At 69.4% G+C, this 13217-nt stretch carries 14 protein-coding genes; 5 read left to right on the top strand and 9 right to left on the bottom strand.

Going from position 1 to position 13217, the window contains the following annotated elements; genetic code table 11:
* Positions 1-19: 19 nt before the first annotated feature.
* Positions 20-631 (bottom strand): GNAT family N-acetyltransferase, encoded by a 612-nt coding sequence (locus tag H7I57_RS25760; protein ID WP_264027026.1) that lies wholly within the window; start codon positions 629-631, stop codon positions 20-22.
* A 2-nt stretch (positions 632-633) separates the two neighbouring features.
* Positions 634-1062, bottom strand: a complete 429-nt coding sequence (locus tag H7I57_RS25755) for a CBS domain-containing protein (RefSeq protein WP_264027025.1) — start codon at positions 1060-1062, stop codon at positions 634-636.
* 112 nt (positions 1063-1174) lie between these two features.
* On the opposite strand from H7I57_RS25755, the gene H7I57_RS25750 reads away from it, so the two are divergent.
* Positions 1175-2035 (top strand): ribonuclease Z, encoded by an 861-nt coding sequence (locus H7I57_RS25750; RefSeq protein ID WP_264027024.1) that lies wholly within the window; start codon positions 1175-1177, stop codon positions 2033-2035.
* Here the strand turns inward: H7I57_RS25750 and H7I57_RS25745 are convergent.
* The 3 genes from H7I57_RS25745 to H7I57_RS25735 form a co-directional block, all read right to left on the bottom strand.
* Positions 2019-2858, bottom strand: a complete 840-nt coding sequence (locus tag H7I57_RS25745) for a transglutaminase family protein (RefSeq protein ID WP_264027023.1) — start codon at positions 2856-2858, stop codon at positions 2019-2021. The two genes, H7I57_RS25750 and H7I57_RS25745, sit on opposite strands and share 17 nt — an antisense overlap.
* A gap of 66 nt (positions 2859-2924) precedes the next feature.
* Positions 2925-3902 (bottom strand): alpha-E domain-containing protein, encoded by a 978-nt coding sequence (locus H7I57_RS25740; RefSeq protein WP_264027022.1) that lies wholly within the window; start codon positions 3900-3902, stop codon positions 2925-2927.
* A 14-nt stretch (positions 3903-3916) separates the two neighbouring features.
* A complete protein-coding gene (locus H7I57_RS25735) occupies positions 3917-5551 on the bottom strand; it encodes a circularly permuted type 2 ATP-grasp protein (protein WP_264027021.1) in 1635 nt (544 codons plus the stop codon).
* 239 nt (positions 5552-5790) lie between these two features.
* Here H7I57_RS25735 and rpsT point away from each other — a divergent pair, with 239 nt between their 5' ends.
* On the top strand, positions 5791-6051 hold the full coding sequence (rpsT, locus tag H7I57_RS25730) for a 30S ribosomal protein S20 (protein WP_264027020.1): 261 nt from the start codon (positions 5791-5793) through the stop codon (positions 6049-6051).
* 118 nt (positions 6052-6169) lie between these two features.
* On the opposite strand, the gene holA is transcribed toward rpsT, so the two are convergent.
* The 3 genes from holA to H7I57_RS25715 are packed head-to-tail and all read right to left on the bottom strand — an operon-like array spanning position 6170 to position 9463.
* Complete coding sequence (gene holA / locus H7I57_RS25725) at positions 6170-7132, bottom strand: DNA polymerase III subunit delta (protein ID WP_308204403.1); 963 nt, start codon at positions 7130-7132, stop codon at positions 6170-6172.
* Positions 7092-8651 carry a ComEC/Rec2 family competence protein gene (locus tag H7I57_RS25720; protein ID WP_264027018.1) on the bottom strand — a complete coding sequence of 520 codons (1560 nt, stop codon included), beginning with the start codon at positions 8649-8651 and terminating at the stop codon, positions 7092-7094. Before H7I57_RS25720 ends, holA begins: the two co-directional genes overlap by 41 nt.
* On the bottom strand, positions 8648-9463 hold the full coding sequence (locus H7I57_RS25715; protein ID WP_264027016.1) for a ComEA family DNA-binding protein: 816 nt from the start codon (positions 9461-9463) through the stop codon (positions 8648-8650). The genes H7I57_RS25720 and H7I57_RS25715 overlap by 4 nt, the downstream gene beginning before the upstream one ends.
* Positions 9464-9575: 112 nt before the next feature.
* Between H7I57_RS25715 and H7I57_RS25710 the strand changes: the two genes are divergently transcribed.
* Genes H7I57_RS25710 through H7I57_RS25700 form a run of 3 tightly spaced genes read left to right on the top strand, consistent with a single transcriptional unit; the run spans position 9576 to position 12408 of the window.
* Entirely contained in the window at positions 9576-10244 is a 669-nt protein-coding gene (locus tag H7I57_RS25710) for a hypothetical protein (protein WP_264027170.1), read from the top strand.
* On the top strand, positions 10244-11389 hold the full coding sequence (locus H7I57_RS25705; RefSeq protein WP_264027014.1) for an acyl-CoA dehydrogenase family protein: 1146 nt from the start codon (positions 10244-10246) through the stop codon (positions 11387-11389). Before H7I57_RS25710 ends, H7I57_RS25705 begins: the two co-directional genes overlap by 1 nt.
* Positions 11390-11421: 32 nt before the next feature.
* Positions 11422-12408: an acyl-CoA dehydrogenase family protein gene (locus H7I57_RS25700; RefSeq protein ID WP_264027169.1), complete on the top strand. Its 987-nt coding sequence runs from the start codon at positions 11422-11424 to the stop codon at positions 12406-12408.
* Position 12409: 1 nt separating this feature from the next.
* Here H7I57_RS25700 and H7I57_RS25695 read toward each other — a convergent pair whose 3' ends face one another.
* Positions 12410-13216, bottom strand: coding sequence for an SDR family NAD(P)-dependent oxidoreductase (locus tag H7I57_RS25695; RefSeq protein WP_264027013.1), 807 nt, complete (start codon positions 13214-13216; stop codon positions 12410-12412).
* Between the last annotated feature and the right edge of the window lies 1 nt (position 13217).

Here is a 13217-nt window from a genome sequence, read left to right as displayed (position 1 = left end):
GTTCCCCGGTTACGCCGTCCTAAACGGGTGCGCGCCACATCTGCCACATCGTCGGCCCGCCGTCGGGAATCGTGATCTCCCCGGTCACGTCGAACCCGAACCGCATGTAATAGGGCACGTTCTCCTCTTTGGTGGACTCCAGGTAGACGGGCGCACCCTCGGCGTCGCACCGGTCCAGCCGGGACCGCATCAGTACCTGCCCGAACCCGGCCCCCCGGACATCCGGATCACTGCCGATCACGGCCAGATACCAGTGCGGCTCCTCGGGATGGTGCTTCTTCATCAGCTCGGTCATCCCCATCCCCCGCCCCACATGGCGGCCCATCGCCATCAGGAAGCTCGGCATCATCCGCCATTCCTCGCGCGGCGTCTGCTTCCATCGGCCCGGCGGGTCCCACAGTGCCGCCGCACCCACTTCACCGGCCCTGCTGGCGACCTCCACCCCGTGGCCGCCGAGAAAGTGGTGCCGGGTCATCGCGGCGAACACCCGCGGAAGCGCCTTGGCCCGACGGCCGTCGTCGGGCAGCATCCACATCATCACCGGGTCGTCGAAGAAAGCCCGCCCCAGCACCCGCGAAAGACCTCGCACGTCCGGCTTGTGCGCGGCACGGACGTCGATGGCGGAGGCCACGATCAGCCCTGGGTGATGTAGGCCTGGAGCTGCTGCTGCTCGCGCTCGAGTTCCTCCATGCGGGTCTTGACGACGTCGCCGATGCTGACGATGCCGGCAAGCCGGCCGTCGACGACGACCGGGACGTGCCTGACCCGGTTCGTCGTCATCAGCACACTCAGGCTGTCGACCGTATCGTCGGGCGAGCACGTCGCCACCAGCGTCGTCATGATGTCCGACACCGGACGCCTCAGCAGATCAGCACCCACCTCGTGCAGCATGCGCACCACGTCGCGCTCGGACACGATGCCCAGCAGGCCGTCCTGGGAGACCACCACCATCGCTCCGATGTTGTGCACCGTCAGCTCGGTCAACAACCCGGCAACCGAAGTCTCCGGGGTGATCGTGGCCACCGCTGCGCCCTTGTTGCGCAATACGTCGGATATCCGCATCGACCTCACCGCCTCGTCGTGACTCACCTCACATACCAGGCTAGGCAATAAGTGCCGTGCATTCGGCGTTTTCCACCCCCCGGACCGCCGAGCGGGGGGTTAGGTGGGATCCATGATCGAAGTGACGCTCCTGGGCACCGGCAGCCCCATCCCCGACGCGCGACGCGCGGGACCGTCGACGCTCGTCCGCGCGGGCGGGCAGACGTTCCTCGTCGACTGCGGCCGCGGCGTCCTGCAGCGCATGGCCGCCCTCGGGGTGGGCGCCAACAACCTGACCGCGCTGCTGCTGACGCACCTGCACAGTGACCACATCGCCGACCTCGGCGACGTGCTCATCACCCGGTGGGTGTCGAACTTCGCCCCCGATCTGCCGCCGCTGCCGATCATCGGCCCGCCCGGAACCGCCGAGGTCGTCGAGAACACGCTGAAGGCGTTCAACTTCGACATCGGCTACCGCATCGCCCACCACGCCGACCTGACGACCCCGCCGCCGGTCGAGGTGGAGGAGGTGAGCGACGGTGTGGTGTGGGGCCGCGACGGGGTGCAGATCCGGGTCGGACCCACCGATCACCGGCCGGTCGCACCGACGATCGGGTTCCGCATCGAAAACGGCGGCGCATCGGTCGTGCTGGCCGGGGACACGGTGCCCTGCCGGAGCCTCGACGACCTGGCGGCCGGTGCAGGAGCGTTGGTGCACACCGTGATCCGCAAGGACCTCATCGACCCCATACCGATCCAGCGGATGCGCGACATCTGCGACTACCACTCGTCGGTGGAGCAGGCCGCCGACACCGCGGCCCGCGCCGGCGTCGGCATCCTGATCCTCACCCACTACGTGCCGGCGATCCAGCCAGGCCAGGAGGAGGAGTGGCGGGCACTGGCCGCCTCGGTCTTCGAGCGCCAAATCGAACTGGGCGACGACCTGCACCGGGTGGAGGTCCACCCGGGAGTCTGCGCTAAGCCAGCCGGGTGATCTCCACGACGACGTCGAGGTCGGTGGACCCCTCCCCCGAGTAGATGCCCTTGAGCGGGGTGACGTCGGCGTAGTCACGGCCCACACCCACGCTGATGTACTGCTCGTTGATCTCCTTGTCGTTGGTCGGGTCGTAGTGCCACCACTCCCCCGTCCATGCCTGAATCCAGGCGTGGCTCTGACCTTCGACGGTGTCGCCCATCTTCGCGTTGCGCTTCGGGTGCAGGTATCCCGACACGTAGCGTGACGGAATCCCCATGCCGCGCAACAACATCAAAGTCAGGTGCGCGAAGTCCTGGCACACCCCCCGACCCTCGCGCAGCGCATCGACACCCGAGGTGTGCACCCCCGTCGTGCCGGGCACGTACTTCAGTTCCGCCTGCACCCAGCGAGCGGCCTCGATCACCGCCTCGGCGGGATCGTGATACTTGGCGATCCGCCGGCCCACCCGCTCGATCCGCTTACTCGCGGGCACGTAGTGCGTCGGTGCGAGCATCTCGTCGTACTTGTCGATCACCGCCTCGCTCGCGAGGTCCTCCCAGCTGATCTTGATCTTCGGCGGTTCGGGTCGGTCGGTCTCCACCACCGAGGACGCCGTCACCTCGAGTTCGGCGTGCGGCGCGTGCAGGTCGAACGCCGTCACCGCGGTGCCCCAGTAGTCGACGTAGCGATACGACCTTGTGGCGGGGACGGTTTCGACCCGGTTGAGGATGACGTTCTGCCGCGAATCAGAACGCGGCGTCAGCCGTGCCTCGTTGAACGACGCCGTGACCGGCGACTTGTAGGCATAGCCCGTGGCATGAATGACCCGCATGCGCCACATCAGATTCTCCTCTTCGCTGTCTGCTCTTCGCCCGGGGGCTCATCGCTGCGCGGCCGGCTCATCGGTTCAAACCTCGCCTTCCTCGATCACCAGCGAGCCGTTTCGCCCCGCATCCGTCCACGCCACCCACGGTGCGGAGTGGAAGTACTCGAGCGCCAGTGCTTCCCCGACATCGGCGCACGTCGCCTGGATGCCGGCCAGGCGTTCCTCCAGCGACTCCAGCAGAACGCCCTGCGGCAGGAACTCCAGCTCGCTGCGAGCACGACCGAGCAGACGTTGCGCCTCCGCGGTGGCACCCACCCGGTTGAGGCGTCGCTTGTGCAGCTCGTCGAGGCTGTGTTCGGCCAACCGCAGCGAGTACATCACCGAGCGCGGAAAAAGCCGGTCCAGCAACATGAACTCGACGACACGTCCGGCATCGAGGACGCCGCGGTAGGTCCGCAGATAGGTGTCGTGCGCACCTGCGGAACGCAGCACCGTGACCCACGCGGGCGAGGACGCGCTGTCACCGACACGGGACAGCAGCAGCCGCACCGTCATGTCCACCCGCTCCACGGCCCGGCCGAGCACCATGAACCGGTATCCGTCGTCACGCGACAGGGTGGAGTCGGCCAGGCCGGCGAACATCGCGGCCCTTCCCTCGACAAAGGACAGGAACTCATGCGGCCCAAGACGTTTGGCCGCTCGTTCCCGCTCGGCCAACGCGTTGTATGTGGTGTTCAGGCACTCCCAGATCTCGGTCGAGGTCACTTCGCGTGCGCCGCGGGCGTTTTCACGCGCCGCCGAGATCGCCTCCACGATCGAACACCCGCCCTCGGTGTCGCGGCTGAACGCCACCAGGTCGGTAAGCGACCACACGTCCAGGGGAACGTCGGGGGGTTCGATGCCGAGAACCCGCAGCAGCGTGCGTGACGCCTGGTCGGGGTCGACGCTGGAGTCCTCGAGGAGCTGGTGGACGGTGACGTCGAGGATGCGGGCCGTGTCATCGGCGCGCTCGACGTACCGACCGATCCAGTAGAGCGATTCCGCGTTGCGTGCCAACATCTCTGGACCGCCCCCTACTGCTGGTTCTGCTGTTGCTGTTGCTGTTGGTTGTCCGATGCGCTCTCGGCCTTGCCGTTCTTCGATGCCCTCGGCGTCTTGGGAAGCGAGCGGACGACCTCAGCGGCGGCCAGCTCGCGGTCGGCCACCGACGTTCGCGAGGCCAGCACCCAGGTGTCCTTGGAGCCGCCGCCCTGGCTGGAGTTCACCACCAGGGAGCCTTCAGGCAACGCCACCCGGGTCAGCCCGCCGGGCAGGACCCAGACGTCGTCCCCGTCGTTGACCGCGAAGGGCCGCAGGTCGACGTGGCGCGGCGACAGATCGTCGCCGATCTGGGTGGGCACCGTCGACAACTGCACCACCGGTTGCGCGATCCAGCCGCGCGGATCGGCGTTGATCTTCTTGGTGATGGTGGCCAGTTCCTTCTCCGAGGCGTCGGGGCCGAACACGATGCCGTAGCCGCCCGAGCCCTCGACGGGTTTGATCACCAACTCGTCGACGCGGTCCAGCACCTCCTCGCGTTCGGCGTCCAGCCAGCACCGGAAGGTGTCGACGTTGGCCAGCAGCGGCTTCTCCCCGAGGTAGTACTCGATGATCGTGGGGACATAGGTGTAGACGAGCTTGTCGTCGCCGACACCGTTGCCGACCGCACTGGAGATCACCACGTTGCCGGCCCTGGCGGCGTTGAGGATGCCGGCCACCCCGAGCACCGAATCGGGCTTGAACTGCATCGGGTCGAGATAGTCGTCGTCGATGCGGCGGTAGATGACGTCGACTTGGCGTTCACCCTCGGTGGTGCGCATGTAGACGGTGTTGTCTCGGCAGAACAGGTCGCGGCCCTCGACGAGTTCCACGCCCATCTGCCTGGCCAGCAGCGAATGCTCGAAGTACGCCGAGTTGTACACCCCAGGGGTCAGCACGACGACGGTCGGGTCGGCGACATTGTTGGCCGCAGCGTTGCGCAGTGCCCGCAGCAGATGCGACGAATAGTCACCGACCGCGCGCACCCGGTGGGTGGCGAAGAGATTCGGGAAGACCCGCGCCATCGTGCGACGGTTCTCCATGACATAGGAGACACCCGACGGCGACCGGAGGTTGTCCTCGAGGACGCGGAAGGCGCCCTGCTCGTCGCGGACCAGATCGATGCCGGCGACGTGGATGCGCACCCCGTTCGGCGGGACGATCCCGACCGCCTCGCGGTGGAAGTGTTCGCAGGACGTGACCAGGCGGCGCGGGATGACGCCGTCGCGCAGGATCTCCTGCTCGCCGTAGATGTCCTCGAGATACATCTCCAGCGCCTTGACCCGCTGGCGGATGCCCCGCTCCAGGCGCGTCCACTCCGCCGCGGAGATGACCCGCGGCACGAGGTCGAGCGGGAAGGGTCGCTCCTGCCCCGAGAGTGAGAACGTGATGCCCTGGTCGATGAACGCCCGGCCGAGGGCCTCCGCGCGCGCTTCCAGATCCGAGACGTCGGAGGGAGCCAGTTCGGTGTGAATGCCCTTGTAGGGGCCACGGACATTGCCCTGGGCGTCGAACATCTCGTCGAACGCCTTGGCATACGGGCCAAGCTTGTTGTAACCACCGAAGACGCCGTCGTGCCGTTTCACCGACCTGGCGCTGCTGCGGGAGGTCCGTGTGGTCTCGGTCGCCAAGATTTCTCCTGCTTTTCGCGTCGACGGGCTGGTGATGTTCTGCGGTCGTGACGTCCCACGCGCACGCCCTCGGCGTCCGCACGAATGCCATGCTCCAACATTTCCGCCGTTTCGGCAGGCCAGTGGGTCTCGCTTTGGGACATCCGTGGGCTCGCTGGTACCCTGAACACTCGCTGCCCACACACCGGGCGCCCACAGATTGCAAGCACCCCGACCGAGATTTACGAAGGAATACACGCGTGGCCAACATCAAGTCGCAGCAGAAGCGGATTCTCACCAACGAGCGCCGCAGGCTGCGCAACAAGTCGGTGAAGTCGTCGCTTCACACGGCGGTCCGTGGGTTCCGTGCGGCCGTCGAGGCCGGCGACAAGGAAAAGGCCGGCGAACTCCTGGCCGCGACCACCCGCCAGCTGGACAAGGCCGCCACCAAGGGCGTCATCCACAAGAATCAGGCTGCCAACCGCAAGTCCGCGCTCGCGCAGGCCTTCAACAAGATCTGAGGCCCGGCCAGCTCGGTGCCGTTTACTCGCTGACCAGCTCGGTGTCGCTGACCAGCTCGGTGCCGTTCACTCGCTGACCAGCTCGGTGCCGTTCACTCGCTGACCAGCTCGGTGCCGTTCACTCGCTGACCAGCTCGGCGACCTTTCGGACCGCTGTCTCCAACGCGTAGTCCGCATCCGCGGCCGCGCCCTTCACGTCAGCGTTGAGTGTGGCCACCACCCTCATCGCCTCCGCGACCGAATCCCGCGACCACCGGCGCGCCTGCTTCTGCGCCTTCTGCACCCGCCACGGCGGCATCCCCAGTTCACCGGCAAGCCGGTAGGGGTCGCCCGACATCGGGCCGACCCGGGCGATCGTGTGCACCGCCTCGGCCAGCGCGTCGGCGAGAACCACGTGCGGCTCACCGCTCATCATCGCCCAGCGCAACGACTCGGCCGCCCCGGCCACATCACCGACGACCGCCTTGTCGGCGATGTCGAAGCCCTTCACCTCGGCCTTGCCGGAGTGGTAGCGCCGCACCGCCGCCGCGTCGACGTCCCCGCCGGTGTCGGCGACGAGCTGCGAACACGACGAGGCCAGCTCGCGAAGGTCGGAGCCGACCGCGTCGAGCACAGCGGTCACCGTGTCGTCCCCCACCTTGACCCGCAGGGACCGGAACTCCCGCCGGACGAAGTCGGCCCGCTCGGAGGCCTTGGTGATACGCGCGCACGGGTGCACCTGCGCGCCGAGCTTCTTGAGCTGATCGGCGAGCGCCTTGGCGCGCCCGCCGCCGGAGTGCGCGACGACCAGCATCGTTCCCTCGGGCAGGTCGGCGGCGGCGGCCTCGATGACCGCGACGGCGTCCTTGCCGGCCTCGCCGGCGGCCTCGAGCACCACGACGCGTTCGTCGGCGAACAGCGACGGGCTGAGCAACTCGGCGAGCTCACTGGTGCTCACCTCGCCGGCGCGCAGCCGGTCCACCGGGACGTCGCCGGTGCCGGCCGAGGCGCGCGCCTCCCGCAGCACCGCCGCGACGGCACGTTCGACCAGTAGCTCTTCGTCACCCAAGATCAGGTGCAGGCCGGTTACCTGTTGGCTCACCGGACGATCGTGTCATGCCCGGACGACACGTCCACTGCCACACCGCCGCGACACCGAGCGCGGCGACCGCGACGGTCCCCACGCCGGCAAGACCGGACGGGACGGGCACCGAGGCGGCGGGGACGTTCGCGGCCCAGCGCGCCACGCTCAGCAGCCACCACACCTCCGGGCCGGTGAATCGGATCAGCAACTCGGCACCCGCCGGCCACAGCGGGCACAGCGCGGCGGCGGCCGTGCCGAGCACGGTGATCGGTGGGATGACCGGTGCCACCAGCAGGTTCGCGACCACCCCCACCAGGCTCACCGACCCGGAGATGCCGGCCACCAGGGGCGCGGTCACCAGCTGGGCGGCGAGCGCGATGCTCACCGCATCCGCGAGCGGCCGGGGCCAGCCGCGCGCGGCGAGCCGTCGCGACCAGGCCGGGGCGATGAGCACCAGGGCGGCGGTGGCCGACGCCGAGAGCGCGAACCCGACGTCGACGGCGAGGTCGGGGGCGCCGACCATCAGGACGATGACCGTCGCCGACAGCGCCGGCAGCGCCTGTCTGCGGCGGTGCGACAGCACCGCCAGCAGCGTGATCGCGCCCATGACGGCAGCGCGCAGCACGCTCGGCGACGGCTGCACCACCACGACGAACCCCACCAGCGTGACCGCGGCCAGCCCGACGGCGGCCCTCGGCCCGATCAACGCCGCGGTCAACAGCACCGCGCCACAGACGATCGTCACGTTCGCCCCCGACACCGCGGTCAGGTGTGTCAGACCCGACGCGCGGAACTCGGCGGTGGTCTGACCGGCGACTGTCGACGTGTCTCCGAGGACGAGCGCCGGCAACACCGCCGCCTGATCGACGGGCAGCACCATCCGAGCCGCGTGCGCGAACCGAGCGCGGAGGTGGTGGGCCGCCCGGTGTATCGGCGCGGCAGCACCGACGGTGGGCTCCCCCTTCGCTGACAGCACCGCCACAGTGAGGTCGCGGCGCTTCGGCGTGCTGACCTGTGCGCGGAACGCGGCGGGCTGACCCGCCGTCAGGCCCGCGTACTCGGCGCCGGAAGCAAAAACCAGCACCTTGCCCGTCGATCGGGCGCCGTCGAGTTCCAGCAGCGAGCCGCGGAACATCGTCCGGCCGCCCTCGAGCACACGCGGCGTCTCGGTAGGGGCGACGACGACGGCGGTGACCTCGCCGAGGTACCCGACGACAGGGTGCTGACGCACCGCGTCGACGCGCAGCGCCACGGCGACGGCGAACCCGCCGCCCACCACCAGGACCGCCGAGACACCGGCCACCACCGCCCGCCGCTCCGCCGATCGAGGGTCACGTCCACGTCTTCGGTCACGGCCACGGCCACCCCACCAGCCGATCGCCGCGGTCGTCGCGACCGAGGCCGCCATCGCGGCGAGCGAACCGGCGACGCCGAACAGGATTCCCGCCGCCGTCACCGTCCAGCAGGTCAGTGCCGCCGGCACCAGACGCAGGTCCAGCACCGTGGCACCGGCCTGCCCGGGCGTCACCGTCGTCACACACGGACGTGTTCGCGCAGCTTGTCCAGCCGGGCCGGTCCGATGCCGTCGACGTCGCTGAGTTGGTCGATGCTGGTGAACCGGCCGTTGGCCTCGCGCCAGGCGATGATCGCCGCAGCGGTGACCGGCCCCACGCCGGGCAGCGTGTCGAGTTCGTCGACTGTTGCCGTGTTCAGGTCGACCAACGTCGCTGAGCCCGAGGGCTTTTCAGGCGATGGAGATCCGGGCGCCGTCGCGGCCACATCCGAGACGATCGAGCTGCCCATCTCCACCGGCCGGCCCGGTGGCGCCCCGATACCGACCACGATCTGCTCGCCGTCCGTGACCCGTCTGGCAATGTTCAGCCCCATCACGTCGGCACCGTCGAGGGCCCCGCCCGCGGCGTCCAGCGCATCGGCGATGCGGGCCCCCGGAGGGAGGGTGACCAGCCCGGGTGCTTTGACGAGGCCGACCACGCTGACGACCACGGGCGCCGCCGGTCCTGGCGCTGCCGGGTCCGGTGTCTGGGCCGCCGACGACACCATCTCGACCGGCGGCAGTTTGGCCGACACCACCGCCGGTGGCTGATCGCGCAGCAGGGTCAGCACCGTCACCAGCACCGCCACGGCGGCGACGGCGCCGAGCGCGACGACGCCCGCACGGCCCGGATCCGCCCGGACCGCCGCGAGCCAGCCCGCCGGGCCCGGTGGTGCGGGTTCCGGCAGCCACCGCGACAGGGACGTGTCCGGCTGTTCCTCGGCGTCATCGTCGGCGGCGTCGCCGTCCGCTCCCAGGCGGCGACGCAGCCGCTCGGCGGGCAGTTCGGTGGACATGCGCCGACGGTAGGCCCGCAAGCCGACGCAACCGGGCGATGTCGCGGCGGATCGGCGCGGCCTGGGGATGAACTCCGCGCTGTGGATGGCGGTGGCTACGATGGCTCCCGATATGAACCGCCGGGCCCCGATGATCGCAGGAATCGCGTTCGCGGTGCTCTACGCGGCGGCCGTGCTGGTGATCCCCGCGCTCCCCGACGCCGACGACGGAGCCGCCCGGGTGCGGGCGCTGCTCCTGGCGTTCTCGGCATTCGCACTGGCCGTGGTGCTCGCCTTCGCGCGGGACAGGCTGAGCGGGCCTGCGGCCCACCTGTTCACGGTGGGGTCGGCACTGCTGCTCGCCCAGCTGTGCGTCGCGATCTGGTTCACCGGGGGTCCCGCGCTTCGTCCCGGACAGCTGGACACGGCCGCCGCGAGGGTCATCGGCGACGTCGGCTCGATGTGGCTGCCGGCCGCCACCGTGGCGAACATCCTGGTGGCCGTCCCGATCCTGTTGGCCGCCAACGAAGATCGCTTCCCGCGTTGGCTGGGAATCGGCACCGCGGTGTTCACCGTCGAGCAGCTGCTCGAGACCATCACAGTCATCGGGCCGCCCGGCAGTTTCATCGCCCCCGGCGGTCCCATGAACCACTACCTCGGCGGCACCCTGACCGTCGCGTTCTTCCTCGCCGTGGGAATCTGCCTGTCGCTGCCCGAGTCGGCGCCTGATGACACCGCGACGGTTGCGGAACCGGCGCCTGTCGAACAACCAACCCCGGCCGACGACCCCGCAGGAGAGTGATGGCGCTGCCCCGCTTGGTACCCCGCTCGGGCGTGGATCCGGCCAGAACCGAAGAGTTGCGGCACGAAGTACGGCAGTTCCTCGCAGAGCAGCTCGCTGCGGGCAGCTTCACCCCGTCGGTGGACGCCTGGCTCTGCGGGTGGGACGAAGATTTCACCGCCGCGCTCGCTGCCCGCGGCTGGCTGGGCATGACGGTTCCCGCCGAGTACGGCGGGCACGGCCGCTCATTCGTCGAGCGGTTCGCCGTCACCGAGGAACTCCTTGCGGCCGGTGCGCCCGTGGCGGCCCACTGGATCGCCGACCGGCAGATCGTGCCCTCACTCCTCAAGTACGGCACCGAGTTCCAGAGGTCGGAGTTCCTGCCGAAGATCGTCCGGGGCGAGTGCTTCTTCGGCATCGGTATGAGCGAACCTGATTCCGGTTCGGATCTGGCGAGTGTGCGCACCAAGGCCGAGCGCGTGGACGGCGGCTGGACACTGACCGGCACCAAGGTCTGGACCTCCGGTGCTCATCTCGCCCACGCCTTCATCGCGCTCGCCCGCACCGAACCGGTCGATCCGGCGCATCGGCATGCCGGGCTCAGCCAGTTCATCGTCGACCTGCGCGGCCCCGGTGTCGAGATCCGGCCCATCGTCTCGATGAACGGGGCGCACCATTTCAACGAGGTGCTCCTCGACGGAGCCTTCGTTCCCGACGCCATGGTGTTCGGCGAGATCGGTCAGGGTTGGCAGCAGGTGACCTCCGAGCTCGCCTTCGAGCGTAGCGGCCCCGAGCGGTTCCTGTCGACGTTCGTGTTGCTCGACGCCTGCGCGGAAACGATGGGATCTCAACAGCTCTCGCGCTCCACCGATCTCGGTCGCCTGGTGGCGCGCGTCGCCGGGCTGCATCAGATGTCCTCCGCCGTCGCGGGTGCGCTGGAGCGCCACGAACCGGCCGACGTGCCCGCCGCCGTGGTCAAGGTCCTCGGCACGACCACCGAGGGTGACATCGCCGAGTTCGCCCACTTGGCCGGGGAACACACGGCTGGACAACGCTTTACAGACCTCGCGGCCACAGCGCTGGATCAGCGGCCGGGCTTTACCCTGCGCGGCGGCACCAACGAGGTGCTGCGCGGGGTCATCGCACGCGGATTGGGACTTCGGTGAACGCGCCCGAGGTCGAACCGGCGCTGGCCGACATGATGGATGCCGTTCTCGCCGAGACCCGCGCATCGCATCCCCCACAGGTACCCGCACGCAGAGACCCTGAGCTGTGGCGCCGCCTCGACGAGCTCGGGCTGGTCCGCCTCACCGGCGACGAGCAGTCCGGCGGCAGCGGTGCCGGCTGGTACGAGGCGGCAGCACTGCAGGCCGCCGCGGTCCGCCACGGGATACGAATTCCGTTGGCCGAACACGATCTGCTGGCGTGCTGGCTGCTGGAGTCCGCCGGCCTGGCTGTCGACGGCGCGGTGCGCACGGTGTGCCTCCTCGACGCGCACGGCCGCGCCGCCGGCGTGCCGTGGGCGTCCGGCGCCGAGCGGGTCGCGGTGGTGTGGCAGGTCGCCGGCGAGTACCTCGTCGCGGATGCCGCGGCCGAACACCTCGACATCACCCCTGGAACCAACATGATCGGCGAACCCCGCGACACCGTCGTCGCCGACCCCGCGTCCCTGTCAGGAGTCCCCGTCCCCACCGATCGCATAGCACAGTTGCGGTTGAAGTGCGCCCTTGTCCGGTCGCTCCAGGCGTGCGCCGCAATGGACGAGGCGCTGGCACTATCGCTCGACCATGTGACGTCGCGCGAGCAGTTCGGTCGTCCGCTGTCGAGATTCCAGGCCGTTCAACACCTGATCTCCGACATCGCCGCCGAGGCGGCGCTCGCCCGATCCGCCACGGAGGCCGCCCTGTCGGCGGCGGTCGCCAGCGACTGGTCGGCACGTCATCTCGAATTCCTTGTGGCAGCGGCACGTTCGTGTACAGGCCACGCCGCGACTGTCGTGGTGCGAAACGCCCATCAAGTGCACGGCGCGATCGGAACCACCAGCGAGCACCGGCTGCACGAGTTCACCCGTGCCGCCCTGGCATGGCGTTCGGAGTTCGGTTCGGTGAAGCACTGGGACGACCGGGTGACCGACATGGCCCTGCAGGCCGGAGCCAACGGGCTGTGGGGCCTGATCAGTCCGTGACCTAGCGGACGACCACGGAACTCGGCGGTCGTGGAGCACCCAGCATCTCGCGGTGCGAGGGCGGCCTACGCCCGGCGTCGTCGGTGATCCCGTACCGCTGACCCAACTCCGCGCCGATCACGGTGTGGCCGCTCACTTCACTCAGCGCCGGGTCGCGGTACAGCGCGTCGATGAGGTGACCGGTGAACTCCGGTGTCTCGGCCTGCTCGGCGAATTTGGTCAGCGCGTCGGGATCCCCGTCGAATGCCGAGCGCAACTTGTCGGTCAGCAGGATCCCCATCCAGATCGACACCGTGGCCACGCCGGTGCCGCGGAAGTCCACGGCCATGTCGGCGGCCATCTTGTCGACGCCCGCCTTCTGCGCCCCGTACGCCGGGCCGTGCATGTAGCAGACCGACCCCGGCGACGAGGTGAACACGATCAGTCCGCGCTCACGGGCCAGCAGCAGCGGCGCGGCGTACCACGCCGCGATGTAGGACGACCGCAGTCCCACGTCGAGCACGTCTGCCAATTCACGGGGCTTCTCCCAGAACGGCTCCGGTCCGACCAGGTCGTCGGAGATGACCGCGGCATTGTTCACCAACAGATCCAGGCGGCCGCTCTCCTGTTCGACCCGTTCGAACAACCGGCCGACGGCCGCATCGTCGCGATGATCCAGTGGCACGGCCACGCCGCCCGCAGGCGCCTCGGAGATGGTGCGTCCCGTCCCGTACACCCGCCAGCCTCTACCGGCCAGCGCGGTCGCAATGCCGCGCCCAGCACCGCGGCTGGCGCCGGTCACCACGGCCACCGGTGCCGTGTCAGTCATA

The organism is Mycolicibacterium pyrenivorans, from assembly GCF_025821625.1.
Lineage (GTDB): Bacteria > Actinomycetota > Actinomycetes > Mycobacteriales > Mycobacteriaceae > Mycobacterium > Mycobacterium pyrenivorans.
This window is presented reverse-complemented; position numbering and strand designations above follow the sequence as displayed.

Bases quoted from the DNA above. Each gene is read 5' to 3' on its own strand.
- H7I57_RS25745 (WP_264027023.1), bottom strand. From the start codon at position 2,858: ATGTGGCGCATGCGGGTCATTCATGCCACGGGCTATGCCTACAAGTCG.
- H7I57_RS25710 (WP_264027170.1), top strand. From the start codon at position 9,576: ATGAACCGCCGGGCCCCGATGATCGCAGGAATCGCGTTCGCGGTGCTC.
- H7I57_RS25705 (WP_264027014.1), top strand. From the start codon at position 10,244: ATGGCGCTGCCCCGCTTGGTACCCCGCTCGGGCGTGGATCCGGCCAGA.
- H7I57_RS25695 (WP_264027013.1), bottom strand. From the start codon at position 13,216: ATGACTGACACGGCACCGGTGGCCGTGGTGACCGGCGCCAGCCGCGGT.
- H7I57_RS25755 (WP_264027025.1), bottom strand. From the start codon at position 1,062: ATGCGGATATCCGACGTATTGCGCAACAAGGGCGCAGCGGTGGCCACG.
- H7I57_RS25715 (WP_264027016.1), bottom strand. From the start codon at position 9,463: ATGTCCACCGAACTGCCCGCCGAGCGGCTGCGTCGCCGCCTGGGAGCG.
- H7I57_RS25700 (WP_264027169.1), top strand. From the start codon at position 11,422: ATGATGGATGCCGTTCTCGCCGAGACCCGCGCATCGCATCCCCCACAG.
- H7I57_RS25740 (WP_264027022.1), bottom strand. From the start codon at position 3,902: ATGTTGGCACGCAACGCGGAATCGCTCTACTGGATCGGTCGGTACGTC.
- H7I57_RS25750 (WP_264027024.1), top strand. From the start codon at position 1,175: ATGATCGAAGTGACGCTCCTGGGCACCGGCAGCCCCATCCCCGACGCG.